Annotated in this window: 24 protein-coding genes; 15 read left to right on the top strand and 9 right to left on the bottom strand. The window is 74.0% G+C overall.

From position 1 onward, the window contains the following. Positions 1–111: 111 nt before the first annotated feature. Positions 112–1,707 carry a flavin-containing monooxygenase gene (locus tag ACVJO7_RS11425; protein ID WP_491672837.1) on the bottom strand — a complete coding sequence of 532 codons (1,596 nt, stop codon included), beginning with the start codon at positions 1,705–1,707 and terminating at the stop codon, positions 112–114. Next, positions 1,704–2,645 (bottom strand): alpha/beta hydrolase, encoded by a 942-nt coding sequence (locus tag ACVJO7_RS11430; RefSeq protein ID WP_491672838.1) that lies wholly within the window; start codon positions 2,643–2,645, stop codon positions 1,704–1,706. The genes ACVJO7_RS11425 and ACVJO7_RS11430 overlap by 4 nt, the downstream gene beginning before the upstream one ends. Before the next feature lie 118 nt (positions 2,646–2,763). Here ACVJO7_RS11430 and ACVJO7_RS11435 point away from each other — a divergent pair, with 118 nt between their 5' ends. The 6 genes from ACVJO7_RS11435 to ACVJO7_RS11460 all read left to right on the top strand — a co-directional run bounded on the left by ACVJO7_RS11435 (position 2,764) and on the right by ACVJO7_RS11460 (position 8,716). Further along, complete coding sequence (locus tag ACVJO7_RS11435; protein WP_491672839.1) at positions 2,764–3,372, top strand: phosphoribosylanthranilate isomerase; 609 nt, start codon at positions 2,764–2,766, stop codon at positions 3,370–3,372. Positions 3,373–3,433: 61 nt separating this feature from the next. Further along, positions 3,434–4,585 (top strand): CaiB/BaiF CoA transferase family protein, encoded by a 1,152-nt coding sequence (locus ACVJO7_RS11440; RefSeq protein WP_491672840.1) that lies wholly within the window; start codon positions 3,434–3,436, stop codon positions 4,583–4,585. A gap of 183 nt (positions 4,586–4,768) precedes the next feature. After that, positions 4,769–5,050, top strand: a complete 282-nt coding sequence (locus ACVJO7_RS11445) for a metal-sensitive transcriptional regulator (RefSeq protein WP_344020732.1) — start codon at positions 4,769–4,771, stop codon at positions 5,048–5,050. 41 nt (positions 5,051–5,091) lie between these two features. Beyond that, a complete protein-coding gene (locus ACVJO7_RS11450; RefSeq protein WP_344020734.1) occupies positions 5,092–5,304 on the top strand; it encodes a heavy-metal-associated domain-containing protein in 213 nt (70 codons plus the stop codon). Positions 5,305–5,384: 80 nt separating this feature from the next. Then, positions 5,385–6,290: a DUF8832 domain-containing protein gene (locus ACVJO7_RS11455; protein ID WP_491672841.1), complete on the top strand. Its 906-nt coding sequence runs from the start codon at positions 5,385–5,387 to the stop codon at positions 6,288–6,290. A 95-nt stretch (positions 6,291–6,385) separates the two neighbouring features. Continuing rightward, positions 6,386–8,716 carry a heavy metal translocating P-type ATPase gene (locus ACVJO7_RS11460; protein ID WP_491672985.1) on the top strand — a complete coding sequence of 777 codons (2,331 nt, stop codon included), beginning with the start codon at positions 6,386–6,388 and terminating at the stop codon, positions 8,714–8,716. On the opposite strand, the gene ACVJO7_RS11465 is transcribed toward ACVJO7_RS11460, so the two are convergent. The 3 genes from ACVJO7_RS11465 to ACVJO7_RS11475 form a co-directional block, all read right to left on the bottom strand. Beyond that, positions 8,687–10,111, bottom strand: coding sequence for a response regulator (locus ACVJO7_RS11465; RefSeq protein ID WP_491672842.1), 1,425 nt, complete (start codon positions 10,109–10,111; stop codon positions 8,687–8,689). The two genes, ACVJO7_RS11460 and ACVJO7_RS11465, sit on opposite strands and share 30 nt — an antisense overlap. A gap of 262 nt (positions 10,112–10,373) precedes the next feature. Further along, positions 10,374–10,799 (bottom strand): hypothetical protein, encoded by a 426-nt coding sequence (locus tag ACVJO7_RS11470; protein WP_491672843.1) that lies wholly within the window; start codon positions 10,797–10,799, stop codon positions 10,374–10,376. A gap of 120 nt (positions 10,800–10,919) precedes the next feature. Continuing rightward, positions 10,920–11,369 (bottom strand): SRPBCC family protein, encoded by a 450-nt coding sequence (locus tag ACVJO7_RS11475; protein ID WP_491672844.1) that lies wholly within the window; start codon positions 11,367–11,369, stop codon positions 10,920–10,922. 234 nt (positions 11,370–11,603) lie between these two features. Here ACVJO7_RS11475 and ACVJO7_RS11480 point away from each other — a divergent pair, with 234 nt between their 5' ends. The 5 genes from ACVJO7_RS11480 (at position 11,604) to ACVJO7_RS11500 (ending at position 16,895) form a co-directional block, all read left to right on the top strand. Next, a complete protein-coding gene (locus ACVJO7_RS11480) occupies positions 11,604–12,731 on the top strand; it encodes an NDMA-dependent alcohol dehydrogenase (protein ID WP_491672845.1) in 1,128 nt (375 codons plus the stop codon). Beyond that, a complete protein-coding gene (locus ACVJO7_RS11485; protein ID WP_491672846.1) occupies positions 12,728–14,341 on the top strand; it encodes an AMP-binding protein in 1,614 nt (537 codons plus the stop codon). Before ACVJO7_RS11480 ends, ACVJO7_RS11485 begins: the two co-directional genes overlap by 4 nt. Continuing rightward, a complete protein-coding gene (locus ACVJO7_RS11490; protein WP_491672847.1) occupies positions 14,334–15,053 on the top strand; it encodes an SDR family NAD(P)-dependent oxidoreductase in 720 nt (239 codons plus the stop codon). Before ACVJO7_RS11485 ends, ACVJO7_RS11490 begins: the two co-directional genes overlap by 8 nt. 23 nt (positions 15,054–15,076) lie before the next feature. Then, positions 15,077–16,243 (top strand): acyl-CoA dehydrogenase family protein, encoded by a 1,167-nt coding sequence (locus ACVJO7_RS11495; protein WP_491672848.1) that lies wholly within the window; start codon positions 15,077–15,079, stop codon positions 16,241–16,243. A 73-nt stretch (positions 16,244–16,316) separates the two neighbouring features. Next, positions 16,317–16,895 carry a TetR/AcrR family transcriptional regulator gene (locus ACVJO7_RS11500; RefSeq protein WP_344020751.1) on the top strand — a complete coding sequence of 193 codons (579 nt, stop codon included), beginning with the start codon at positions 16,317–16,319 and terminating at the stop codon, positions 16,893–16,895. A gap of 53 nt (positions 16,896–16,948) precedes the next feature. Here the strand turns inward: ACVJO7_RS11500 and ACVJO7_RS11505 are convergent, their stop codons facing one another. From ACVJO7_RS11505 to ACVJO7_RS11520, 4 genes are read right to left on the bottom strand one after another with little or no spacing between them, the layout of a single operon-like run. Then, positions 16,949–18,001 carry a uroporphyrinogen decarboxylase family protein gene (locus ACVJO7_RS11505; RefSeq protein ID WP_491672849.1) on the bottom strand — a complete coding sequence of 351 codons (1,053 nt, stop codon included), beginning with the start codon at positions 17,999–18,001 and terminating at the stop codon, positions 16,949–16,951. A 27-nt stretch (positions 18,002–18,028) separates the two neighbouring features. Continuing rightward, entirely contained in the window at positions 18,029–18,913 is an 885-nt protein-coding gene (locus ACVJO7_RS11510; protein ID WP_491672850.1) for a fumarylacetoacetate hydrolase family protein, read from the bottom strand. Between the two features lie 11 nt (positions 18,914–18,924). Beyond that, on the bottom strand, positions 18,925–20,004 hold the full coding sequence (locus tag ACVJO7_RS11515) for a cupin domain-containing protein (protein ID WP_344020757.1): 1,080 nt from the start codon (positions 20,002–20,004) through the stop codon (positions 18,925–18,927). After that, positions 20,001–21,266, bottom strand: a complete 1,266-nt coding sequence (locus ACVJO7_RS11520) for an FAD-dependent oxidoreductase (RefSeq protein WP_491672851.1) — start codon at positions 21,264–21,266, stop codon at positions 20,001–20,003. Before ACVJO7_RS11520 ends, ACVJO7_RS11515 begins: the two co-directional genes overlap by 4 nt. A gap of 58 nt (positions 21,267–21,324) precedes the next feature. Between ACVJO7_RS11520 and ACVJO7_RS11525 the strand changes: the two genes are divergently transcribed. From ACVJO7_RS11525 to ACVJO7_RS11540, 4 genes are all read left to right on the top strand, one after another. Then, a complete protein-coding gene (locus tag ACVJO7_RS11525) occupies positions 21,325–22,125 on the top strand; it encodes an IclR family transcriptional regulator (protein ID WP_344020761.1) in 801 nt (266 codons plus the stop codon). A gap of 215 nt (positions 22,126–22,340) precedes the next feature. Then, positions 22,341–23,306: an ABC transporter substrate-binding protein gene (locus tag ACVJO7_RS11530; RefSeq protein WP_491672852.1), complete on the top strand. Its 966-nt coding sequence runs from the start codon at positions 22,341–22,343 to the stop codon at positions 23,304–23,306. A gap of 43 nt (positions 23,307–23,349) precedes the next feature. Then, a complete protein-coding gene (locus ACVJO7_RS11535; protein WP_344020765.1) occupies positions 23,350–24,246 on the top strand; it encodes an ABC transporter permease in 897 nt (298 codons plus the stop codon). After that, on the top strand, positions 24,243–25,076 hold the full coding sequence (locus ACVJO7_RS11540; RefSeq protein ID WP_491672853.1) for an ABC transporter permease: 834 nt from the start codon (positions 24,243–24,245) through the stop codon (positions 25,074–25,076). The genes ACVJO7_RS11535 and ACVJO7_RS11540 overlap by 4 nt, the downstream gene beginning before the upstream one ends. Positions 25,077–25,078 lie beyond the last annotated feature (2 nt).

The raw sequence follows: 25,078 nt of genomic DNA on the forward strand, positions 1-25,078 counted from the left end.
TCGGGTCGTGCTCCACGGTGCCGCACCGACACCGTGGCTGGGAAGGGGCCGGCCGGCCCGGTCGGTCCTTGCTCTCTCGGCCCTGTCAGTCCGCGGCCGGCCGGCCCTCTGTCAGCCCGCGGTCAGGGCGAGGCCCGGGTAGCCCCGGGCCCGCTCCCCCGCCAGCTCGCCGCGGTAGGCGCCGATGCCCGCCATGTAGAACATCACCGCCTGCCGCTTCCCCGGGATGTTCGCGCCGAAGATCCACGAGTCGGCCTTCGGGAACAGCGTCGCGTCGGCGATCTCCCGGCAGGTCCGGTTCCAGCGCTGCTCGGCCTCGGCGGTCGCCTCGATGATCGGCGTGCCGCGCCCGCGGGCCTCCTCGATCAGCGCGGCGATCCACTCCACCTGGGACTCGATGCTCGGCGGCAGGTTGGTGAAGGGCCCGTTCGGGCCGAGGATCATGAACATGTTCGGGAACCCGGCGGTGGTCACGCCGAGGTAGCTGCCCGGTGCCTCGGCCCAGTGCTCGGCGATGGTGCGCCCGCCGCGGCCCCGGATGTCCATCCGGACGTAGTTGCCGTCGACGGCGTCGAACCCGGTCGCCAGCACGAGCACGTCCAGCTCGTGGAAGGTGCCGTCGGCCAGCCGCACGCCGGTCGGCTCGACCGCCGCGACCGGGTTCTCGGCGACGCTGACCAGCGTCACGTCGTCCCGGTTGAACGTCTCGTAGTAGCCGTTGTTGCACAGCGGCCGCCGCGCGTAGAGGTCGGTCGGGGTCAGCAGCCGGGCCGTCTCCGGGTCCCGGACGATCTCGGCGATCTTGCGCCGGATGAACCGGGCCGCCTCCTCGTTCGCCTGCGCGTCGGTGGCGATGTCGCAGAAGGTGCCGAACATGAAGCGGAACCCGTTGCCGATGTCCCAGTTCTCCTGGAACACCCGCTCCCGCTCGGCGCCGGGGACGCTCATCGCCGGGACGGTGCTCTCCTCGAACCCGAACGCGACGACCGAGTTGCGGACCTGCTCCCAGATCTCGTCGTAGCGGGACCGGACGTCGGCCAGGTAGCGCTCGTCGACCGGGCCGTTGCCGGAGGGCACGCTGTACTGCGGGGTGCGCTGGAACACGGTGAGGTGCCGGGTGCGCGGCGCGGCGGCGCAGATGAACTGGGTCCCGGTGGAGCCGGTGCCGAACACGCCGATCCGGCGGTCGTCGATCCGCAGGTCCGCCGGCCAGGCCCCGGTGTGCGCCACCACGCCCTCGAACGAGTCGAGCCCGGGCAGGTCCGGGACGTTGATCCGGGACAGCAGGCCGAGCGCGGTGACCACGTAGCGGGCCACGATCCGCTCGCCGCCGTCGGTGAGCAGCGTCCACCGCCCGCTCGCCTCGTCGAACCGCATCGACTCGATCCCGGTCTCCAGCCGGATGTCCCGGGCCAGGTCGTGCCGGTCGACGACGGCCTGCAGGTAGCGCAGGATGTCGGGCTGGTCGAGGTAGCGGCTGGTGAAGTCCCACTCCTGCAGCAGCTGCTCGTCGAACGAGTAGCGGTAGACGTAGCTCTCGGTGTCCGACATCGCGCCGGGATAGCGGTTCCAGTACCAGGTCCCGCCGACGCCGCCGGCCCGGTCCACGCAGAGCACGGACAGCCCGAGATCGTCGCGGAGCCTCTTGAGCATGTACAGGCCGCCGAACCCGGCGCCGATCACCACCGCGTCGAGCTCGGCGCTCATGCCGCCACCCCGGCGCGCCGCGACCGGTACCACTCGGCGATCGCCGCGATCTCGGCGTCGGCCTCCCCGCCGCGGCCGGCCGCGAACGGGAAGACGTGCTGCAGGCCGTCGACGACCGACAGCGTGGCGTCCACCCCGGCGAGCCGGGCCCGCTCGGTGAAGCGGACCGCGTCGTCCAGCAGCACCTCGGCGCCGCCGGCGTCCACGAACACCGGCGGGAACCCGGTCAGGTCGGCGTGCAGCGGGTTCGCCAGCGGGGTGGCCGGGTGCACGGCCGGGCCGTCGCCGGTGTCGCCGAGCACCCCGGCGATCATCCCGGCCAGCAGCGGCACCGTGACCAGCGCGTCGGTGTCCGCGTTCGACTCCAGCGTCTTGCCGGTGTTCGCCATGTCCAGCCACGGCGAGAACGCCACCACCGCCCCGGGCAGCGGCCGGCCGCGCTCGCGCAGCGCGAGCGGGATCGCGATGGCCAGGTTGCCGCCCGCGGAGTCGCCCGCGGTGACGACGTCGGCGGCGGCGATCCCCCGCTCCAGCAGCCCGTCGAAGGCGGCGACCCCGTCGTCGACCTGCGCGGGGTGCGGGTGCTCCGGCGCGCGGCGGTAGTCGAGCACGAACGCGGTCGTGCCGAGCGCCTTCGCGAGGTGCCCGGCGAGCTTGCGGTGGCTCGCGGCGGACCCGACGGCGAACCCGCCGCCGTGGGTGAACAGCACGACCCGGCCGCGGTCGGTGCCCACCGGCAGCGCCCAGATCCCGGGCACCCCGCCGACGACGTCGTCGGCGTAGGTCACGTCGGTGGGCTCGGCGGTGGCCTGGTGCCACTCGTCGAACAGGCTGCGCAGCAACCGGATGTCGAGATCCGGCCGGCCCGCCATCACGGCGGACCAGTCGGCGTAGAGGTTCCGCAGGGCCTCGGCCCCGGGGGACGGCGCGTCGCTCATGCGGCACTCCTTCGTCTGGGTCGGCGTTCTCCGATCGGCACGACATCCAGACTGTGACCGGCATCGCAGCGTCCGAGGTGTTCCGATCCGGTACACGGGCGCACGTAGGGTCGGCCGTGTGTTCGTGAAGGTGTGCGGCCTGCGCAGCGTCGACGACGTCCGGGCGGCCGGGGCGGCCGGGGCCGACGCGGTCGGGTTCGTGCTGCACCCGGCCAGCCCCCGGTACGTCGATCCGGAGCTCGCCCGCCAGCTGGTGGCGCACGTCCCGGAGCCGGTGCTGTCGGTGGTCGTCGTCGCCGAGCACGCCGCCGACGACGCCGCGCGGATCACCCGGGAGATCGGCGCCGACGTGTTGCAGCTGCACGGCGGCTACACCGCCGAGGACTTCGCGCGGGTGGCCGGCCGGGGCGTCCGCTCGTGGCGGGCCACCTCGCTCGCCGACGACCCGCAGCCGCGGGTGGGCCGGTTCGGCGAGGAGGCGCTGCTGCTCGACTCGCCGCGCGCCGGGTCCGGCGAGACCTGGGACGTCGAGGCGCTCGATCCGCCGCCGGCCGGGCACTGGCTGCTGGCCGGGGGCCTGGACCCGGACAACGTCGCCGGCGCGATCCGCCGCATCCGCCCCTGGGGGGTGGATGTCTCCAGCGGCGTGGAGCGCACCCGCGGCGTCAAGGACCACAGCAGGATCGCCGAGTTCGTCGCGGCGGCCCGCTCGGTGCACACCCGATGACCGCGCGACACACCTGCTGCAGCGGGTGCGCAGGACCGCGAAGGGGTGTGCGGTGGGGCGCGTGAGTCTTCCGTTGGACGGGATCGTGGTGGTGTCGTGTGAGCAGGCCGTGGCGGCGCCGCTGGCGACCCGGCAGCTCGCCGACCTGGGCGCGCGGGTGATCAAGATCGAGCGCCCGGGGAGCGGTGACTTCGCCCGCGGCTACGACGAGACGGTGCAGGGCATGTCCAGCCACTTCGTGTGGCTGAACCGGTCCAAGGAGTCGGTCGCGCTGGACCTGAAGGACCCGGGCGACCGGGCGACGATGCTGCGCCTGCTGGAGCGGGCGGACGTGTTCGTGCAGAACTTCGCGCCGGGCGCCGCGGAGCGGCTCGGGCTCGGCGCGCCCGCGCTGCGCGAGCGCTTCACCAGGCTGGTGACCTGCTCGATCTCCGGCTACGGCTCGTCCGGGCCGTACCGCGACGCGAAGGCCTACGACCTGCTCATCCAGTCCGAGGCCGGGCTGGTGTCGATCACCGGGTCACCGGACGCGCCGGCCAAGAGCGGGATCCCGGCGGCCGACATCGGCGCCGGGATGTACGCGTTCTCCGGGATCCTGGCCGCGCTCTACGAGCGGGAACGCACCGGCGAGGGCGCCGACCTGGAGGTGAGCCTGTTCGACTCGCTCGTCGAGTGGATGGGCTACCCGCTGTACTACGCCGGCTACGGCGGCACCCCGCCGCAGCGCACCGGGACCAGCCACGCCGCGATCGCCCCGTACGGCACGTTCAGCGCGGGCGACGGGACCGACGTCGTGCTGTCGATCCAGAACGAGCGGGAGTGGACGACGTTCTGCGAGGTCGTGCTGGGTCGCCCGGAGGTGGCGACCGATCCGCGGTTCGCCGGCGGCGGGCGCCGGGTGGCGCACCGCGACGAGCTGCACGCCGAGATCACCGCCGTGTTCGGCGGGCTGACCGGCGAGGAGCTGCTCCGGCGGCTGACCACGGCCCGGATCGCGCACGCGCGTCAGCGGGAGCTGCCCGAGGTGCTGGAGCACCCGCAGCTCACCGCGCGGGACCGGTGGACCGAGATCGGCAGCCCGGTAGGGCCGCTGCGTGCCACGCTCCCTCCGATCGGCATCGCCGGGCGGACGCCCAGGATGGGCCCCGTCCCCGCGGTGGGTGAACACACCCGGGCCGTCCTCGACTGGCTCGCCGAGGACACCCGGATGTAGACGGCCCCACCGCCTGCGGCGTCTGAACCGGTAGGGCCTGCACCGGTCGGCGCGCCCGGGCCCGTCGACGGTATGACGGCTGATTACCCGTCCAGACGGTTCCCACACACACAACGCGCCTCCCCGGTTCGACACCGATACCCCCCAGGGGTATGGTCGTGTTGCGGACGGAGGAGGTACGCGATGCACGGTTACACCGACAACAAGGACGCGCACATCAAGCGCATGCGCCGGATCGAGGGCCAGGTCCGGGGGATCAGCAAGATGATCGAGTCGGACAAGTACTGCATCGACGTCCTGACCCAGGTCTCGGCCGTCAACAAGGCCCTGGAGGCCGTCGCGCTCGGCCTGCTCGACGAGCACCTCAAGCACTGCGTCGCCGACGCCGTCGCCGAGGGCGGCGAGCTCGCCGACGAGAAGATCGAGGAGGCCAGCGCCGCCATCGCGCGCCTGGTCCGCTCCTGAACACCCCGCTCCCCGCGGGCACGCACGAGGAGGAAACGCCCATGAGCACCGCCACCTACACCGTCACCGGCATGACCTGCCAGCACTGCGTCAGCTCGGTCACCGAGGAGATCGAGGAGATCTCCGGCGTGACCGGCGTGGCCGTCGACCTGCCCACCGGCGCCGTCACCGTCACCGGCGAGGGCGAGATCCCGGCCGAAGCGGTCCGCGAGGCCGTCCGCGAGGCGGGCTACGAGGTCACCGCCGGGGCCTGAGCCGGGCCCCGTCCACCACCCGGTGCGGGTCACGGCACGGCGCCGTCCACCCGCATCGGGTCCTACCGAGGGACCGAACGATGCACACAGCCGTTCGGCTGACCGTCTACGGGGCGGCAGTCGTCCTGCTCGCCGTCGGCGCCTACGCCGCAGGCACCTCCGCCGGTGCGTCCACCGACCACCTGCGGGCGCCCGCCGCGCACGCCCCCGCTCCGGACGCCGCGGCGGGCCCGCAGCAGCCCGGCGGGCTGGCGAGCACCGCGGGCGGCTACACCCTGGAGCCGCTGACGCCGGTGCTGCCGGCCGGCACCGGGGCCGAGATCGCGTTCCGGATCACCGGGGCCGACGGCGCCGCCGTCACCGACTTCGACGTCACGCACGAGAAGCGGATGCACCTGGTGCTGCTGCGCCGCGACACCGCGGGCTTCCAGCACCTGCACCCCACGATGTCCGGCGACGGCACCTGGCGGGTGCCCGCGACGCTCGACGGCGGCGGCACCTACCGGGCCTTCGCCGACTTCGTCCCGGCCGGCGGCGCACCGACGACGCTCGGCGTCGACCTGTCCGCGCCGGGCCCGTTCGAGCCGGTCACCCCGCAGCCGAGCCGGGACGCCGAGCTGCCCGGCGGCTACCAGGTCCGGCTCGACGGCGAGCTCGCGCCGGGCGCCACCGCACCCCTCACGCTGACCGTCACCCGGGACGGGCGGCCGGTCACCGACCTGCAGCCGCACCTGGGCGCCGCCGGGCACCTGGTCGTGCTGCGCGGCGGGGACCTCCGCTACCTGCACGTCCATCCCGAGGACGCGCCCGGCACCGGCCCGGAGATCACCTTCCACGCCGAGGTCCCGTCGGCGGGCACCTACCGGCTGTTCCTCGACTTCCGGCACGACGACGCGGTGCACACCGCCGAGTTCACCGTCCCGGCCGGCGGGGCACCCGCCCCTGCCGGCGACGGGCACGCACACGACGAGGGAGGCCACCGATGACCGCGGCGACGGGCACGGCGACGGGCACGGCGACGGGCACGGCTCTGCCGCCGACCGACACCCCGGTCCACGAGATCGAGCTGTCCATCGGCGGCATGACCTGCGCCTCCTGCGCGAACCGGATCGAGCGCAAGCTCAACAAGCTCGACGGCGTGACCGCCACGGTCAACTACGCCACCGAGAAGGCCAAGGTCACCGCGCCGGACGGGATCGCCACCGAGCGGCTCGTCTCGACCGTGCAGGCCGCCGGGTACAGCGCGACCCCGGTCCGCGTGCCGCAGGACGATCCCGCGAGCGACGGGGCCGGGGACGACGAGGTCGAGGGCGAGGGCGAGGGCACCGCGGCGCTGCGCGAGCTGCGGCACCGGCTGGTGGTGTCCGCGCTGCTCTCGCTGCCGGTCGTGGTGCTGGCGATGGCGCCGCCGCTGCAGTTCGTGAACTGGCAGTGGCTGTCGCTGGTGCTGGCCGCGCCGGTGTGGGCGTGGGCCGGGGCGCCGTTCCACCGGGCCGCCTGGACGAACCTGCGGCACGGCGCGGCCACCATGGACACCCTGGTGTCGCTGGGCACGACGGCCGCGATGGCCTGGTCGGTCTACGCGCTGTTCCTCGGCACCGCCGGGATCCCCGGGATGGTGCACCCGTTCGAGCTGTCGATCTCGCCCTCCGACGGCGCCGGGAACATCTACCTGGAGGTCGTCGCCGGGGTCACCACGTTCCTGCTGGCCGGGCGCTGGTTCGAGATGCGGTCCAAGCGCCGGGCCGGTGCCGCGCTGCGGGCGCTGCTGCATCTCGGTGCGAAGGACGTGCTGGTGCTCCGGGACGGCGCCGAGGTGCAGATCCCGGTCTCCCGGCTCGCCGTCGGCGACCGGTTCGTGGTCAAGCCGGGCGAGAAGATCGCCACCGACGGCCGGGTCGTCGAGGGCCGCTCCGCGGTGGACGCCTCGATGCTCACCGGCGAGTCGGTGCCGGTCGAGGCGACCGTCGGCGACGCCGTGGTCGGCGCGACCGTGAACGCGGGCGGCCGGCTCGTCGTCGAGGCCACCCGGGTCGGGTCGGACACCCAGCTCGCCCAGATGGCGCGGCTGGTGGAGGACGCGCAGAACGGCAAGGCCGCGGTGCAGCGGCTGGCCGACCGGATCTCCGGGGTGTTCGTCCCGGTGGTGATCGTGGTCGCCGCGGTCACCCTCGGATTCTGGCTCGGTGCCGGGGCGGGCACCGCGGCGGCCTTCACCGCCGCCGTCGCCGTCCTGATCATCGCCTGCCCCTGCGCGCTCGGCCTCGCCACGCCGACCGCGCTGCTGGTCGGCACCGGCCGCGGCGCCCAGCTGGGCATCCTGATCAAGGGGCCGGAGGTGCTGGAGTCGACCCGGCGGGTGGACACCGTGGTGCTGGACAAGACCGGCACCGTCACCACCGGCGCGATGTCGCTGGTCGGGGTGCACACCGCCGACGACGCAGCCGGGGCGGCCGGGGTGAACGGTGCCGAGGGTGCGGCCGGCGCCGACGGTGCAACCGATGCCGACGGCCCTGCCGGTGCTGCCGGTGCTGCCGAGGCGGCCGAGACGACCGCGTTGCGGCTCGCCGGGGCGCTGGAGCGGGCTTCCGAGCACCCGATCGCCGCCGCGATCGTCGCGGCCGCCCGGGACCGCGTCGGCGAGCTGCCCGAGGTCACCGACTTCACCAACCACGAGGGGCTCGGCGTGCAGGGCGTCGTCGACGGGCACGCGGTGCTCGTGGGCAGGCCCCGGCTGCTGGAGCAGTGGTCGATGCCGCTGACCGGCGCGCTCGCCGAGGCCGTCGAGACCGAGACCGCGCAGGGCCGGACGGCGGTCGCGGTCGCCTGGGACGGGCAGGCCCGCGCGGTCCTCGTCGTCGCCGACACGATCAAGCCGACCTCCGCCGAGGCGATCGCCGAGTTCCGCAGGCTGGGCCTGGTCCCGGTGCTGCTGACCGGGGACAACCACGCCGTCGCCGCATCCGTCGCGGCCGAGGTGGGGATCGACCCGGAGGTCGTGGTCGCCGACGTCCTGCCCGAGGAAAAGCTGGCCGTCATCGAGCGGCTGCAGGCCGGCGGCAAGGTCGTCGCGATGGTCGGCGACGGCGTCAACGACGCCGCCGCGCTCGCCCGGGCCGACCTGGGCCTGGCCATGGGCACCGGCACCGACGTGGCGATCGAGGCGTCCGACATCACCCTGGTCCGCGGCGACCTGCGGGCCGCCGCGGACGCGGTGCGGCTGTCCCGGCGGACCCTGGGCACCATCAAGGGCAACCTGTTCTGGGCGTTCGCCTACAACACCGCCGCCATCCCGCTGGCCGCGATGGGCCTGCTGAACCCGATGATCGCCGGTGCGGCGATGGCGTTCAGCTCGGTCTGCGTGGTCGCGAACAGCCTGCGTCTACGCCACTTCCGCGCGCACGCGGTCTGATCCGCGGGCGGCTCCCCCGTCAGGTGAGCCAGCCGCCGTCGCGGGCGATCCGGTGCGCCTCGGCCCGGGACGGGGCACCCAGCTTCCCGGCGGGTACGGCGGCGCGGTCAGGGCGTCGGCGGCCAGCGCCGGATCGACGTAGCGGCCCCCGGCCCGCACCCGTCGCACCACGTCCGCCAGCACCGACCCCGGGGCCCCCTTCGGCACGAAGCCGGCCGCCCCCGCGGTGAGCGCCTGCCGCAGGTGGGGCGGTCGCCCGTGTCCGGTGAGGATCACCACGGCGCAGTCCGGCAGGACGGCGCGCAGCTCCCGGGTCACGGCCAGCCCGTCGCCGCCCGGCATCTCCAGGTCGATCACGGCGACGTCCGGCCGGTGGGCCAGTGCGAGCTCCACAGCACTGCGCCCGTCGCCGGCCTGCGCCACCACGACGATGTCGGGTTCCAGACCGAGCAGCGCGGCGATCCCGGCCCTGATCAGCTCCTCGTCGTCGGCCAGCAGCACCCGGACCGGCTCGGCGGCGGTCACGGCCGCGGCACCGCGGCCCGCAGGGTGAACACCCCGGAGCCGGCACCGGTGTCGAGGGTGCCGCCCACCCCGGCCAGCCGGTCGGCGAGCCCGCGCAGTCCGGAGCTGTGCGGGTCGCCGGCGGGGGGCCCGGTGACGCCGTCGTTGGCGACGGTCAGTACGGTCGCCGAACTCGAGTGCACGACGGCGATGGTGCACCAGCGGGCCCGGCTGTGCCGCAGCACGTTCGTCCCGGCGGGTGGCGGCGGCCAGCACGGCCGCGAGCGGGACCGGCAGGCCCGGGTCGGGTCCGGTGTCCAGGGTGACGCGCACACCGGAGGCACGCAGCACCTCGGCGACCGCGTCGAGCTGCGCCGGGAGGTCGACCTCCCGGTAGCCGCTCACCGTCCTGCGCAGCTCCCCCAGCGCGGACGCGGCGAGCGAGCGGGCGTGCTCGGCGTGCCCGGCCGAGGTGTCCGGGTCGGTTCCGACGGTGCGCGCCGCCAGCTCGGCCTGCAGGGCGATCACCGTGAGGTGGTGGTCGAGCAGGTCGTGCACGTCGGCGGCGAAGCGCAATTGCTCCTCGGCGGTGGCCAGCCGGGCGGCCGCGGTCCGGCCCACCCGGGCCTGTTCGAGCAGCTCCCAGAGGCGCCACGGCAGGAACGCCACCGCCAGCACGACGGCCGCCGACCCGGCGGTCACACCGGCGTAGGTCCACGGCGCCGCCGCGATCCCGAGCCCGACCGCGGCCGACGCCGCGGTCAGCGCCGCCCCCACCGGGAGGCCCGCCCGCCATCCCAGGAGCAGCGGTGCCGACCCGGCGACACCGGCCGCCAGCCAGGCCCAGGTCTCCCAGCCCTGCTCCGTCCCGGCCGGTGCCGGCAGCGGCACCGAGACCGGCACCGAGACCCGCGAGCACCAGCAGGGACACCCGGCGCGGATGGTCCGGCCGGGCCGGGCCGGGCCGGGCCGGGCAGCGCGAGGTACAGGGCCGCCGCCAGCGCGGCCAGCACCACCAGCAGCATCACCGCGCCGACCAGCCGTCGTGCCGGGTCGGGTTCGAGCAGGGGGCCGACGCCCGCGGCGGCCGACGTCAGCACCGCGACCGGCAGCACCGCCAGTACCAGCAGCCCGCGGGCCCGGTTCGGCCGCATCAGCGGTGCAGTGGGCGGGTGTACTCGTCCGGGCGCAGCAGCATCACCACCGCCATCGCGGGCAGCATCAGCAGGTGCTCCCAGAGCATCAGCTGGTCCGGGGGGATCGTCTCGGTCCACAGCGGTACGAACAGTGCCAGAAACGGCACGTACATGGCGGCGCACATCTGCAGCACCGGCGCCCGGCGGTGCCCGCGATGGCGCATCCACAGCGCCATCCCGGCCGCCATGGTGGTGGCCATCAGCAACGCGTCGATCTCGGTGCCGAAGGAGACCGGCAGGCCCAGCGCCGTCAGCAGTCCCGCCGCGAGGGCGCCGAGGACCAGCATCCCGGCGGCCATCGCCAGGACCATCTCGAGGTAGTGCCGGACCGCATGCCGTAGCCGGGCGGGAGCGTGGCCGGTCGTGGAAGGGGTCGTCTGCACGGGAATCGCCTCCTGGACGGGTCGGTGACCGTTCAGGGACGGCACTCCCGCCGCGGACCGCACGCGGACCCGGGTGGATCGCACGGTCCGGCCGTGCGCCGCCCGTGGCGCCGCCGACGGTCAGGACTCCGCGAGGGCGGCCAGCCGGTCCAGCGAGGCGCTGAGCATGTCCGCCGTGGTGGCCCGGGCCCGGACCAGACGGTTCGAGTCGGTCAGGTCGGTCCAGTCGTAGGTGTGCACGACCCGGGTGCGGCCGTCGTCGAGCGGCTCCAGCTCCCAGCGCCACAGGTGGCCGGGCTGCGGCCGCCCCGGCTCGGACGGCCGCCAGGCGATCAGCCTGCCCTCGGTGAACTCGACGACGTGGTTCTCCCGGACGCTGCCCTGGGTGAGCAGGGTCGAGAACACCTCCCCCACGCCGCGGACCCGCTGCCCGGGTGCGGCCTCGGCGAGATTGTCGTTGCCGTCCCACTCCGGCTGGCGGGCCGGGTCGGCGATCAGCTCGAACAGCTGCGCGGCGGGCGCGGCGACGACGCGGTGACTGGTGATGACGGTCGGGGCTGCTTCGCTCACCGGGGCAGTCTGCCATCTCCCGCGCCCGGCCGAGTGCGTTCCCGGCACAACCGGTACATGATCTGCACAGATAATGGATTCGTAACCCTCACTGCCTGGTGAAATCACCCGTCAGGCCGCCGAAATATCTGCGTACTGATCGGTCCAAGACTATTGCGATCAGGACGGCCCGGATGTTCTCCTGAGCCGGCAGGCCACCGCGACGGAGCGGTGCCGCCACCGGAGGAGGATCCGATGAGGACGACACGAGGCGCGATCTGCTGGGAGCCCGGAGCCGGCAAGGGCTGGGCCGTGGAGGACATCGAGCTCGGCGACCCGCGTCCGGACGAGGTCGTGGTGAAGCTGGCCGCCTCCGGGCTGTGCCACTCCGACGACCACATCGACTCCGGTGTCTACGTCGGCCTCGATCCGATGCTCGGCGGCCACGAGGGCGCCGGCGTCGTCGAGGAGGTCGGTTCCGCGGTGACCGGGCTCGCCCCCGGCGACCACGTCGTGCTCGCCTTCATCCCGTCCTGCGGGCGGTGCTTCTCCTGCGTCTCCGGCCGCACCCACCTCTGCGACCTGGGCGCGCACCTGTTCGGCGGGGTCGCGCTGTCCGACCGGACGCACCGGGTCACCGCGCGCGGCCGCGGCGTCGGCACGATGTGCCTGCTCGGGACGTTCGCGCCGTACGCCGTGGTGAACGAGGCCAACGTGGTCAAGATCCGCGAGGACGTGCCGCTGGAGAAGGCGGCGCTGGTCGGCTGCGGCGTCACCACCGGCTGGGGCTCGGCGTTCCACACCGCGGGCACCGAGCCGGGCGACACGGTGGTCGTCGTCGGCGCCGGCGGCATCGGGATGAACGCCGTGCAGGGCGCCCGCTACGCCGGGGCCCGCGACATCGTCGCCGTCGACACCGTGGAGTTCAAGCGCGACCGGGCCAAGATGTTCGGTGCGACGCACACCGCGGCGTCGGTGGCCGAGGCGTTCGAGCTGGTCCGGGAGCTGACCCGGGGCACGATGGCGCAGCGGGTCGTGCTCACCACCAGCACCGCCGACGGCGCGCTGATCGAGCCGTGCCTGCAGCTGGCCGGCAAGCGCGGGGTGCTGGTGGTCACCGCGATCGCCCCCGGCGACCAGCTGAAGGTGGATCTCGACCTGTTCACCCTCACCTGCTACGAGAAGCAGATCCGGGGCGGGCTGTTCGGGTCGGCGAACCCGCGGATCGACATCCCGCGGCTGCTCGACCTCTACGCCGAGGGCGAGCTGAAGCTCGACGAGCTGGTCACCGCCACCTACACCCTCGACGAGATCAACCAGGGCTACCGGGACATGCTCGACGGCCGCAACGTGCGCGGGCTGATCCGGTACGCGGACCTGTGACCGCCTGGGACGACGTCGAGCGGGGCCTGTCCCGGGACCCGGCGACCGGGCTGAACACCGCCCAGGAGGCGTGCGGCCGGTGGACCTCCGACCCGGGCCGGCTCGCACTCGTCGTCCGGCACCCGGACGGGTCGCGGGAGCGGTGGACGCACGCCGAGCTGTACCGCGCCGCCGCCCGCGCGGCCGGGGTGTTCGCCGGGGCCGGGCTGCGCCGCGGGGACCGGGTCGCCGCGCTGCTCGGCCGCCAGGTGGAGAGCTGGATCGTGGCGCTGGCCGCCTGGCGCAGCGGGCTGGTCCTCGTCCCGCTGTTCGGCGGGCTCGGCACCGACGCGCTGGCCTACCGGCTGCGCACCTCCGGCACCCGGTTGCTGGTCGTCGACCACGCCCGGCGGGCGGCCGCGGCGGCGGCACTCGCCGCCGCCGACAGCGACGCCGTCGTCCTCACCGTCGCGGCCCGGGACGGATCGCCGGTCGCACCGGGCGACACCGACTTCCGGTCCGCGCTGGCCGCCGCCGACGACGGCCCGGACCGGCACACCTCGGCCGCCGACCTGGCGACCCTGCTGTTCACCAGCGGGACCACCGGCGAACCGAAGGCGTGCACGATGCCGCACTCGGCGCTGCTGTCGGTGCTGCCGTTCGCCCGGTACTCGCTCGGGGCCGGGCCGCGCAGCACCGTGTTCACCGCCGCCGACCCGGGCTGGGCCTACGGGCTCTACTCGACCGGCGCGGCGCCGATGGCGCTCGGCTCGCCCCGGGTGCTCTACAGCGGCGACTTCGATCCGCAGGCGTGGTGGCGGGTGGCCCGCGAGGAGTCGGTGACCTGCCTGGCCGCCGCCCCCAGCGCGTACCGCAGGCTGCTCGGTCCGCTGCGCGAGCACGGCGCCCCGGCGACGCTGCAGGTGGCCGCGGCGGCGGGTGAGCCGCTGGACGCCGGGACCGCGACCGGCTGGCGGAGCGCCGGCGGGCCCGCCGTGCGGGACGGCTACGGGCTGACCGAGGTCGGCATGGTGCTCGCCGACCTCGCGGACGGGACGCCGCCGGAACCCGGCACCCTCGGCGGCCCGGTACCGGGGTTCGACGTGCTGCTGGTCGATCCGGCCGGCGACCCGGTCGAGCCCGGCGGGGACGGCCTGATCGCCGTGCGGCGGCCCCGCCACCAGCTCTGCGACGGCTACGAGAACCGGCCGCAGGCGTGGGCCGAGCGCCTGCGCGGCGACCTGTTCGTCACCGGCGACCGGGCCGCGCCCGCACCCGGCGGGCGGTGGCGCTTCCTCGGCCGGGACGACGACATGATCGTCGCCTCCGGCTACAACATCGGCCCGGTCGAGGTGGAACGGGTGCTGGCCGACCACCCGGCGGTCCGGGAGGCGGCGGCCGTCGCTGGGGCAGGGCCGGGCGGGGCCACCGTCGTCCGCGCCGTCCTGGTCCGCGACGCCGATCACCCGCCGGCCGAGGTGCTGGAGGGCGAGCTGCGCGACGCCATCCGGCAGCGGATCGGGGCGCACGCCCGGCCGCGACTGTTCAGCTACGTCGAGGCGTTGCCGCGCAACGAGGTCGGCAAGCTGCAACGGGCCCGGCTGCGGATGCAGGACGGCAGCGGTGGGTGAGCCGCGCACCACCCTGGTCACCGGGGCGTCCCGCGGGATCGGCGCCGGGATCGCCCGGCTGCTGCTCGACCGCGGCGGCCGGGTCGCCTGCACCTCGCGATCCGGGCACAGCGCCGTCAGCGAGCAGGCCGGCGGGCGGACCCTCCCGATCGCGCTGGACCTGGCCGATCCGGCCGGCCCGGAGCACGCCGTCGAACGGGTCCGGGAGCACTGGGGCCGGCTCGACTCGCTGGTGCTCAACGCCGGCGTCTGGCACGGCGGCCGGTTGTCCACGATGGACCCGGACCTGTGGTGGGAGGTCGTGCGGACCAACCTCGGCGGGACCGCGGCGCTGGTCCGCGCCGCGACCGGGCTGCTCACCCGGGGGACGGAGCCGAGCATCGTGCTGGTCGGGTCGGTGGTCGGCGAGGTCGGCTTCGCCGGGGACACCGCCTACGCCGCCGGCAAGGCCGCGCTGGTCGGGTTCGCCCGCTCGCTGGCCAAGGAGCTCGCCCCGGACGGGGTGCGGGTCAACGTGCTCGCCCCCGGCTTCGTCGAGACCGACATGACCTCGGCCGTCCCCGACCGGTCGCGGCAGCGGATCGCCGCGGCGACCCTGCTCGGCCGGTTCGGCACCGTCGACGAGATCGCCCGCGCCGCCGTCTTCCTCGCCGACGACGCCACCTTCTGCACCGGCTCGGTGCTCACGGCCGACGGCGGCTGGTCCCTGTGAACCCTTCAGGAGGTACCCCGATCATGGCCACCGGCCTGTCCGACGACGAGTACACCGCGCTGCGCGAGCGGGTGTTCGACACGATCTGGTCCGTGCTCGATCCGCTGGAGCGCGAGATCGAGGACACCGAGCGGATCCCGCTCGACGTCGTCATGCCCGCGCTGCGCTCGTGCGGCGCGCTCGGGCTGATCGTCCCCCGCCGCTACGGCGGCTCCGGCCTCTCGATCGCCCAGTACCTGCCGATCCTCGCCGAGTTCGCGAAGATCCAGGGCGGCATCCGGACCCTGGTGCACGTGCACAACTCGTTCGCGCACGCGCTGTCCGAGATCGGCGACGAGCAGCAGCGCGCGGAGATCCTGCCCGGCGCCGCCACCGGTGAACGCTCGCTCGCCTTCGCGCTCACCGAGCCGGGCAACGGCACCGGGATGGACCTGTCCACCACCGCCCGGCGGGACGGCGACGACTACGTGATCGACGGCCGCAAGTGGCTGATCACCAACTCCGACATCGCGTCGCACTTCCTGGTGCTCGCCAGGACCGGGCCCCGGGACGTGTCGGCGATCATCGTCGGCCGGGACACCCCCGGACTGACCATCGCCGCGCTGCCCGAGACGATGGGCTGCAAGGGCGCCGAGCACGGCGAGCTGACCTTCACCGGGGTCCGGGTCCCGGCCACCGGCCTGGTCGGCACCGAGGGCGACGGGATCGCGCACCTGGAACGCGCGCTGGAGATCAGCCGGGTGTTCATCGCGGCGTCGTCGCTGGGGACCGCGACCCGGGCGTTCGACCTGTCCCGGTCCTACGCGGAGCAGCGGGTCACCTTCGGCAGGCCGATCGCCGAGCGCCAGGCGGTGCAGCGCTACCTCGCCGAGATGGCCGTCGACATCTACGCGCTGCGCGGGATGCTCGCCGACGTCGCCGCCAAGTGGGACCGCGGCCGCCGCATCCCGGCCGAGGCCAGCCTGCTCAAGCAGTTCGGGCTGGAGGCCGTCGGCCGGGTCACCGACCGGGCGCTGCTGGTGCACGGCGGCATCGGCTACACCCGGGCGCACCCGATCGAACGCCTCTACCGGGACGCCCGGCTGAACTGGCTGGAGGAGGGCCCGCCCACCGTGCAGTACCTGGTCGCGGCCCGCGCGCTGCTCGACGGCTACACCTTCGACGACGCCTTCGATCCGCTGCCGGTGTGAGGCCGCCGGGCGGGGCACTAGCCTCGTCGCCGGGCCGGGTACAGCGAGACGGGGACAGGAGCGGGGGCGGGCGATGACGGTGATGTCGTACGACGTCAACCGGCGACGGGTGATCGCGGTCGCGGCGGAACTGTTCGCCCGCAACGGCTACCACGGCACCGGGATCGCCGAGCTCGGCCGCGCGGCCGGGCTCGGCCGGGGCGCGCTCTACCACTACATCGGCAGCAAGGAGGCCGTCCTCTACGCGATCAGCAAGGACCAGGTCGACTCGATGAACGCGGCCGCCGAGGAGGTCCTCGACCGCGGGCTGCCCGCCGACGAGCTGCTCCGCGAGATGGCCCGGGTGCTGGTGCGCAACATCTCCGACCACCGGTCCGAGTGGGCGGTGTTCTTCCGCGAGTACCGGGCGCTGACCGGGGAGCGGCGGGACGCGGTCGTCGCCGCCCGGGAACGCTACGAGGGCTACTGGCGCCAGGCCCTCGACCAGGGCGTGCGCAGCGGGCTCCTGCGGCCGACGCCGCGGCTGCTGGTGAAGGGGCTGCTCGGGATGCTGAACTACACCTACCTGTGGTTCACCCCGGACGGCGACCTGAGCCCGGAGGAGCTGGCCGATCTGTTCCTGGACGCGCTGATCGACGGCATCCGCCGCTGAGCCGGTGCGCGCCCGGCCCGGGTGTCACGGTCCCGGGCCGGGCGCGCCGCGCGTCAGGCGGCGAGCTCCGCGCGCAGGATCCGCGCGGCACCGGACATGGCGCGCATCTTCCCGTCGGCGACGGCGCGCGGGAGGTACTTCATGCCGCAGTCGGTGGCGATGACGATCCGCTCCGGGCCGGTGTGGGCGAACGCCCGGCGCACCCGCCCGGCGACCACCTCGGCCGTCTCCACCTCCGGATCCGACAGGTCGATCACCCCCAGGATGATCGTCTTCCCGGACAGGTCCGCCAGCACACCCAGATCCAGCCCGGACTGCGCCGTCTCGATCGACACCTGGTCCACCGGACAGTCCGCCAGCTCCGGCAGGAACGAGTACCCCTCCGGCCGCTCGTGGATGATCGCCGCATACCCGAAACAGATGTGCACCGCCGTCGTCCCCGACACACCCTCGAGCGCCGCGTTCAACGCCGCCAACCCGTACGCCCGCGCCGCATCCGGCCGCGCCTGCATGTACGGCTCGTCGATCTGCACCACGTCCGCACCCGCCGCGTGCAGGTCCCGGATCTCCGCGTTCACCGCCGCCGCATAGTCCATCGCGGCCGCCTCGGCGTCCGGGTAGTGGTCGTTCTGCGCCTGCTGGCTCATCGTGAACGGCCCCGGGATGGTGATCTTCGTGCCGGCCCGGGTGTGCTCCCGCAGGAAGCGCAGGTCCTCGACCTGGACCGGCCCGCGGCGGCGGATCGGGCCGGTGATCCGCGGGACCGGGTTCGGGTGCCCGCTGCGGTCCAGGGCGGTGCCCGGATTGTCGACGTCGACGCCGTCCAGCGCGGTGGCGAGATGGTTGGAGTAGCTCTCCCGGCGGACCTCGCCGTCGGTGACGATGTCCAGGCCGGCCTCTTCCTGGGCCCGGATCGCCAATAGGGTCGCGTCGTCGAGCGCCTCGGGCAGCAGGTCCGGCGCGACCCGCCACAGCTCCTTGGCGCGGACCCGCGGCGGGAACCGGTCGGCGAGCCGGGCGCGGTCGATCAGCCACTCCGGCTGGGCGTAGCTCCCGACCAGCGAGGTGGGCAGCAGGGGCAGGGCGGTCACGGCTCCGGAACTCACGGTTCTCCTGGGGGTCGGCGGGGCGGATCAGGTGACGGTGACGTCCATGGCGCCGATCCGGCTGATGCTCATCTCGAGCTTCTCGCCGGACGAGATCGGCCCGACGCCCGGCGGCGCGCCGGTGAACAGCAGGTCACCGGGGTTCAGGGTCATGATCGACGAGGCGTAGGCGACGATCTGCGCGACCGGGACGACGAGATCGCGGGTGTTCACCGACTGCCGGGTCTCGCCGCCGCACACCAGCTCGATGTCCAGGTCGGAGCCGTCGCCGATCTCGTCGGCGGTGGCGATCCACGGCCCGAGCGGGGTGAAGGTGTCGTAGCTCTTGCGCCGCGACCGGTCGGCGGCGCTGCGCACGGTGATGTCCAGCCCGGCGGTGAAGCCGAGCACGGCGTCGAGTGCGGACTCCGCCGGGATGTCCCGGCCGCCGCGGCCGATCACCACGACCAGCTCGGACTCGTGGTGCACCTCGTGCCCGGCGGCGACGACGTCGGGCGGCAGCACGATCGACGCGCCCGGCCCGACCACCGACGACGGGGCCTTGAGGAAGATGTCGAAGTTCATCATCCAGGACTCGACCCGGCCCAGCGTGCGCTCCTGGACGTCGTGCATCTCGGCGACGTGGTCGGCGTAGTTGGACGCCGCGGCGACGATCTTGGACGGGCCGAGCACCGGCGCCCGCAATGCGGTCCCGGACAGCGGGACCGGGGTGCCGGCCGCGGCGGCGTCGGCGAGCGCCGGGCCGAGCGTGTGGAAGTCCCGGCACAGACCGCGCCACCAGCCCGCGGTGACCGGATCGGGATCGTGCGGCCAGGGCAGGGCGGCGGTGACGTCGACGAGGGTCCCGGCGGCGTCGTCGACCACGCCGAGCCGGGCCGCCCCGTCGGCGCTGTCGAACAGTGCGATCTTCACGGTGGGTCTCCTCAGCGGGGGGTGAAGCGGTCGGTGACGGCCTGCGGTCCGGCGAGCGTCTGCTCCCGGTAGATCCCGAGTGCGCGCAGGATCGGGGCGTCGCTGAGCACGAACAGGTCGGCCTGCTCGTCGGCGGCGTGCTCGACGGCGGACCAGGACGGGACGACGAACATGTCCCCCGGGCCCCAGTCGAACCGCTTCTGGTCGATCACGCTGGACCCGCGCCCCCGGTACACGACGACGACGGCGTTCCCGGCCCGCCGCACCGGCGCGCTGCGGGCACCGCCGCGGACCCGGTGCACCGCGCAGGACAGCGTCGGCAGCACGCTCGCGCCGGTGACCGGGTTGGTGAACTCGACGACGGTCAGCGGATCGTCGTCGAGCGCGGCCAGCTCGGTGAGCCGGGCGTCGGTGTCGGTCCACCGGTAGACCAGCAGCGGCGAGTGCGCCGGATCGAGCGGCCCGTCGACGTGACCGGCGTGCAGTCCGCCGCCGGTGTGCGCCCGCTCGGAGCGGTTGTGCTCGGCCGGCTCGGGCTGCTGCTCCCCCGGCCCGGGATAGCCCTCGAAGAAGATCGCGTCGAGCGCCTCGACGACCGGCAGGTCCAGGCCGTCGAACCAGAACATCTCGGAGTCCCCGCCGTTGACGTGGTCGTGCCAGGCGTAGGCGGGGGTCAGCACCAGATCGCCGGGGTGCATGTCGCAGGCGTCGCCGTCGACGGTCGTCCAGACGCCGGAGCCCTCCAGCACGAACCGGATCGCGCCCGGCGAGTGCCGGTGCGCGGGCGCCGACTCGCGCGGGCCCAGGCACTGCAGCGCGCCCCACAGCGTCCCGGCGGCGTAGGGCAGCCCGCCGAGGCCGGGATTCTGCAGGCTGAGCACCCGCCGCTCGCCGCCGCGCTCGACCGGCACCAGCCGGATCGCGCGCCGGGCCAGCGGCTTCATCGTCTCCGCCGACCACAGCCAGGGCACCGCGCGCGGCCGCGGCGCCGGGGTGAGCAGCTGCTCGGTGATCGTCCACAGCGGACGGAGGTCGACCGCGTCGAGATCGCGGTAGAGCTCGTCCAGCTCGGTGTCGGCCGATGCGGTCATCGCGGCCCCTCCAGCTCCAGCTCGGCGGGCGGCGTCCCGATGCCGAAGCGCTGCACGCTCTCCAGCAGCGAGACCCGGCGGATGTAGGCGCGGGCGCGCTCCGGGTCGGCGGCGATGGCCCGCATGTCGTCCTGGTGGCGGCGGCGCACCGACTCGTCGCGCTCGCGCAGCCGGTCGGTGTTGCGCTGGGTGTCGGCCTGCACGTACTCGACGGCGACGGTGCGCCGGATCCGGTCGTAGGTGTCCAGTTCGGTTTCCGGATCGGCGCCCTCGCGCAGGATCCGGGCGATCCGGCGGGTGGCGTCCATCGCGTCGTGGATGCCGGAGTTGAGCCCGACGCCGCCGATCGGCGAGTTGATGTGCGCGGCGTCGCCGGCCAGCAGCACCGGGCCGGACCGGAACGACGACGCGACCCGCTGGTGCACGCCGTAGACCTGGTGGTCGATCACCGGGTAGCCGCCGGGGCGGGCGGCGACGGCCTGCAGCTGGCCCTGCAGCAGCTCCGGGTCGCGGGCCTCGTCGTCGGTCAGGCCGGGCGGGACCGGCCACACCACCCGCCACGACTCGGGGGTGCGCAGGATGAACAGCCACTGCTCCGGGTCCGCGACGTAGTTGACGTGCCCCAGGTCGGGCAGCAGCTCCTGCAGGTCGACCGACGTCGAGGTGATGGCGAACCGCTCGGGGTAGGTGAAGCCGTCGAACTCCACGCCGAGCGCGCCGCGCACGGTGCTGCGCGGCCCGTCGGCGCCGATCACGTAGGACGCGGCGATCTCGCGCTCGCCGTCCGGGCCCAGCACGGTGAGCAGTGCGCCGCCGTCGTCGAGCCGCAGGCCGGTCAGCCGGGTGCCGAACAGCAGCTGCGCGGTGGGCTCGGTGCGCAGCCGGTCGTGCAGCATCCGCACCAGGTGCTGCTGGTTGAGCTGCAGCCGGTAGGGGTAGCGGGTCGCGTCGGAGAGCAGCCGGAAGTCGAACTCGGCGACCAGCCCGTCGCGCCGGTCCCGGAACTGGTAGGTCGGCACGACGAGACCCTCGTCGTGCATCTGCGCGGTGATGCCGATGGTGTCGAGCAGCTCCAGGGTGGCCGCGTGGAAGGTGCTTGCCCGCCAGTCCGGCCGCGGCTCGTCGTTGAGCTCGACGAGCACGACGGGGACACCGGCGCACACCAGCGCCGCGGCGGCCGTCATCCCGACCGGGCCACCCCCGACGACGGCGACGGGCCGCTCGCCGGGCGGGACCGGAGGGAGGGCTGGGTCACGGGTCATACGGCGAGGTTAACCAGAGTTTTCCGGTATTGAGCACACTCTCGGCTACAGTTCCGCTATGTCGAACGAACTGCCGCAACCGACGGAACCGGGCATCGGATCACCGACCACGTCCGCGGACAACGTCCTGCTCCTGCTCCAGCTGATCGGCGAGCGTCAGGCGCTGCGCGTCGCCGAGGCGGCCGAGCTGCTCGGCGTCGCCCGGTCCACCGCGCACCGGCTGCTCACCACGCTGCGGCGGCGCGGGTTCGTCAGCCAGGACCGGCCCAACGGCGCCTACCGGCCGGGCCCCGCGCTCTACGAGGTCGGGCTCGCGGCGGTCAGCCGGATCGACATCCGGCGGGTGGCCCGCCCGGTCCTGGAGCAGATCCAGCAGGAGACCCAGGAGACGGCCAGCCTCGCCGTGCTGGAGGGCGCGACGATCCGGTTCGTCGACTGCGTGGAGAGCCCGCGCTCGGTGCGGGTCGGCAACCGGACCGGGGTGGTGCGGCCGGCGCACGCCTCCGCGGTCGGCAAGGCGATCCTGGCCGGCCTGCCGGACGAGGAGATCGACCGGCGCTATCCCGGCGACGAGCTCCCGGCAGCGACCACGCCGGCCGCGATGACGTCCGCGGCCGACCTGCGCGCCGAGCTCACCGAGATCCGCGCCCGCGGGTTCGCGGTCAACTGGGAGGAGAGCTCGGACGGCGTCTGCGCGGTCGCGGTCGCACTGCGCGACACCCTCGGGCACCCGCTGGCCGGGCTCGGCGTCGCCGCCCCGATCAGCCGGACCGGCTCCCGGGAGGCCATCACCGACTTCGCGCCGGTCGTGCTGCGCGCCGCCGATCTGGTGCGGGAGAGATTGCGGCGCCCGCACTAGCCTCTCGCTTGAATCGGTGCAATTCGACACTGCGGAATAACACCGAATATAAGTCCACATACGTAGACAGTTGCACGGTACCGCCTTACTGTGACTCGCATCTCGACCGGCGATCCAGGAGGCGCGAACCGCCCTCCGACGAGCTGACCTCCGGCACTGCGGCGCCGGTCCGCTCCCCTGCCGCAGTGGCCGCAACGACGCGTTCTGGAGGAACTGTGCGCAAGCGACTGATGGCCGGCGCCCTGGCGGCCACGATGTTCGTGGCGACCGCCTGCGGCACCGGCGGTACCGGCGGTGCCGACGGCGACCTGCGCGAGGTGACCGTCAACATCGTCCCGTTCTCGCCGAACGCCGTGCTGTTCCTCGGCATGGAGAAGGGGATGTTCGCCGAACGCGGGATCGAGGTGAACATCCAGCGCGCGGCGTCGCCGGTGCCGGTCGTGGCCTCGCTCGTCGCCGGGCAGGCCGACTTCGGCTTCGTCACCACCCCGGTCCTGATCAACGCCAACCGCGAGGGCACCCCGGTGCAGTGCGTCAGCCCGATCGACGGCCAGGTGAGCCCGGACCGCGACGCCAGCGCGCTGGTCGCCTCCGCCGACAGCGGCGTGCAGGAACTCGCCGACCTGGCCGGCCGGACGGTCGCCGTCGTGCAGCTCGCCAGCATCAACCTGATCGGCGCCAAGAAGATGATCGAGGACGCCGGCGCGACCGGCACAGAGTTCGTCGCGATGCCGTTCCCGCAGATGCCCCAGGCACTCGCCGACGGCCGGGTGGACGCCGCGGTGATCACCTCGCCGTACGTCGAGCAGGCCGTCGACGCCGGCGCGGTCACCCTGGCCAACCCCAGCTCGGACCTGCTGCCCAACAGCACCATCTACTGCTACGCCGCGACCGCGCAGGCGCTGGAGCGCGATCCCGAGCTGGCCCGCGACTTCCAGGCCGCGATGACCGAGGCGATCGAGTACGCCCGCGACAACGAGCCGGAGACCCTGGACACCCTCGTCGAGCACCTGGACCTGTCCCCCGAGGAGGCCAGGGCCCAGGTGATCCCGAGCAACTGGGTGCCCGAGATCAACGTCGAGTCGATCGGCACCATCCAGGACCTCATGGCCGAGCAGGGCGCGATCGACAGCACCGTCGAGCCCGGCGACCTGGTCTGGCAGCCGGGCGCGACCGGATAGGCCCGACCCCGCCCACCACAGCTCCGACGACAGGGACTTGCGGATGTCAACCCTCTGGCTCGACTCCCCGCACGGCACCGGTTCCGCCGGTGCCGGCGGGCCGGACGCGGACCGTGCCGCACCACCACGGCGCGAACCGTTCGTCGACGGACCGGTCTTCCGGGCCGGCGCCCGGGTGCTGGTGGTGGCCGTCCTGCTCGGGGCGTGGGAGGCGGTCAGCCGATCCGGGCTGGTCGACGCCGGCGCCTTCCCGAGCATGACGGCGACGATGGCCGAGCTGGGCCGCCAGCTCGTCTCGGCGGAGCTGTGGACGGCGATCGGCGACACCCTGCGGGGCTGGTCGGCCGGCGTGCTGATCGGGGTCACGCTGGCCGTCTCGGTCGGCACCCTGCTCGGGCTGAACCGCTTCGCCTACCTCAGCGTCATCCCGGTCGTCGAGTTCGTGAAGACGGTGCCGGTCATCGCGATCCTGCCGCTGGCGATCGTCGTGTGGGGCGCGACCACCGAGATGAAGGTCTTCCTGGTCGCCTTCGGCGTGTTCTGGCCGCTGGTCATCCAGGTCATCTACGGGGTGCGCGCGGTCGACCCGGTGGTCCGGGACACCGCGACCGTGCTGCGGCTGCGCGGGCTGCGCCGGTTCAGCACCGTGACCCTGCCGAGCGCCGCGCCGTTCGTCGCCACCGGCATCCGGGTCGCGGCCGCCGTCGGCCTGATCCTCACCATCATCGCCGAGCTGATCGGCGGCGCGGAGGGCCTCGGGCTGAGCATCCTCAGCTCGGTCAACGCCGGGCCCGAGCGGCTGCCCGCCACCTACGCCTTCATCCTCGTCACCGGGGTGCTCGGGGTGCTGGTGACCAGCGCGTTCAGCTGGCTGGAGCGCCGCGTCCTGCACTGGCACGAGAGCCAGCGCAACGCCGCCGCGAAGGGGGCCCGAGCGTGACCACCACCCGACCCGGGACCCGACCCGCCACCGCCCGGCCGGCCCGGCCGCCCGCGTGGCGGCGGCCGCTCACCCAGATCTGGCGGCTCTGGTTCTTCGCGCTCCTGCTGGTGCTGTGGTGGGTGCTGTCCGACACCAGCACCTCCACCTTCTTCCCGCCGCTGCGCGACATCGTCACCAGCCTGTACCAGCTGTGGATCGTCGGCGACGCCCGCAGCGAGCTGTGGTCCAGCCTGGGCCACTTCGCGATCGGCTACCCGCTCGCCGGGCTGCTCGGCGTCGGCATCGGGGCGCTGCTCTGGCGCTTCCACCGGCTCGGGCACGCCGTCTCCCCGGTGCTGTACTTCGTCTACGTGGTGCCGACCGCGGCGCTGCTGCCCGCGATCGTCGCGCTGATGGGCATCGGCTCGTCGATGAAGGTCACGATCATCGTGCTCGCCGCGATCTGGCCGACCCTGCTGAACACCCTGGACGGCATGCGCGGCGTCGACCCGGTCAAGCTCGACACCGCCCGGGTGCTGCACATGTCGCCGGCCCGCACGGTCGCCACCGTCGTGCTGCCGGGCGCGATGCCGCAGATCATGGCCGGGCTGCGGCACAGCCTGCAGATCGCCGTGATCATGATGGTGGTGAGCGAGCTCATCGCCTCCCGGGCCGGGATCGGCTTCTTCATCCTCGACGCCCAGCAGCGGTTCGCGATGACCGAGATGTGGACCGGGATCGTCGTCCTGGCCGTCGTCGGGAGCGTGCTGACCGTGGCGTTCATCGCCGTCGAACGTGTCGTTCTCGGCTGGTACATCGGCGCCCGCGCCGTCGAGCAGAAGGGCTGACC

Source organism: Pseudonocardia sp. DxW (assembly GCF_058448985.1).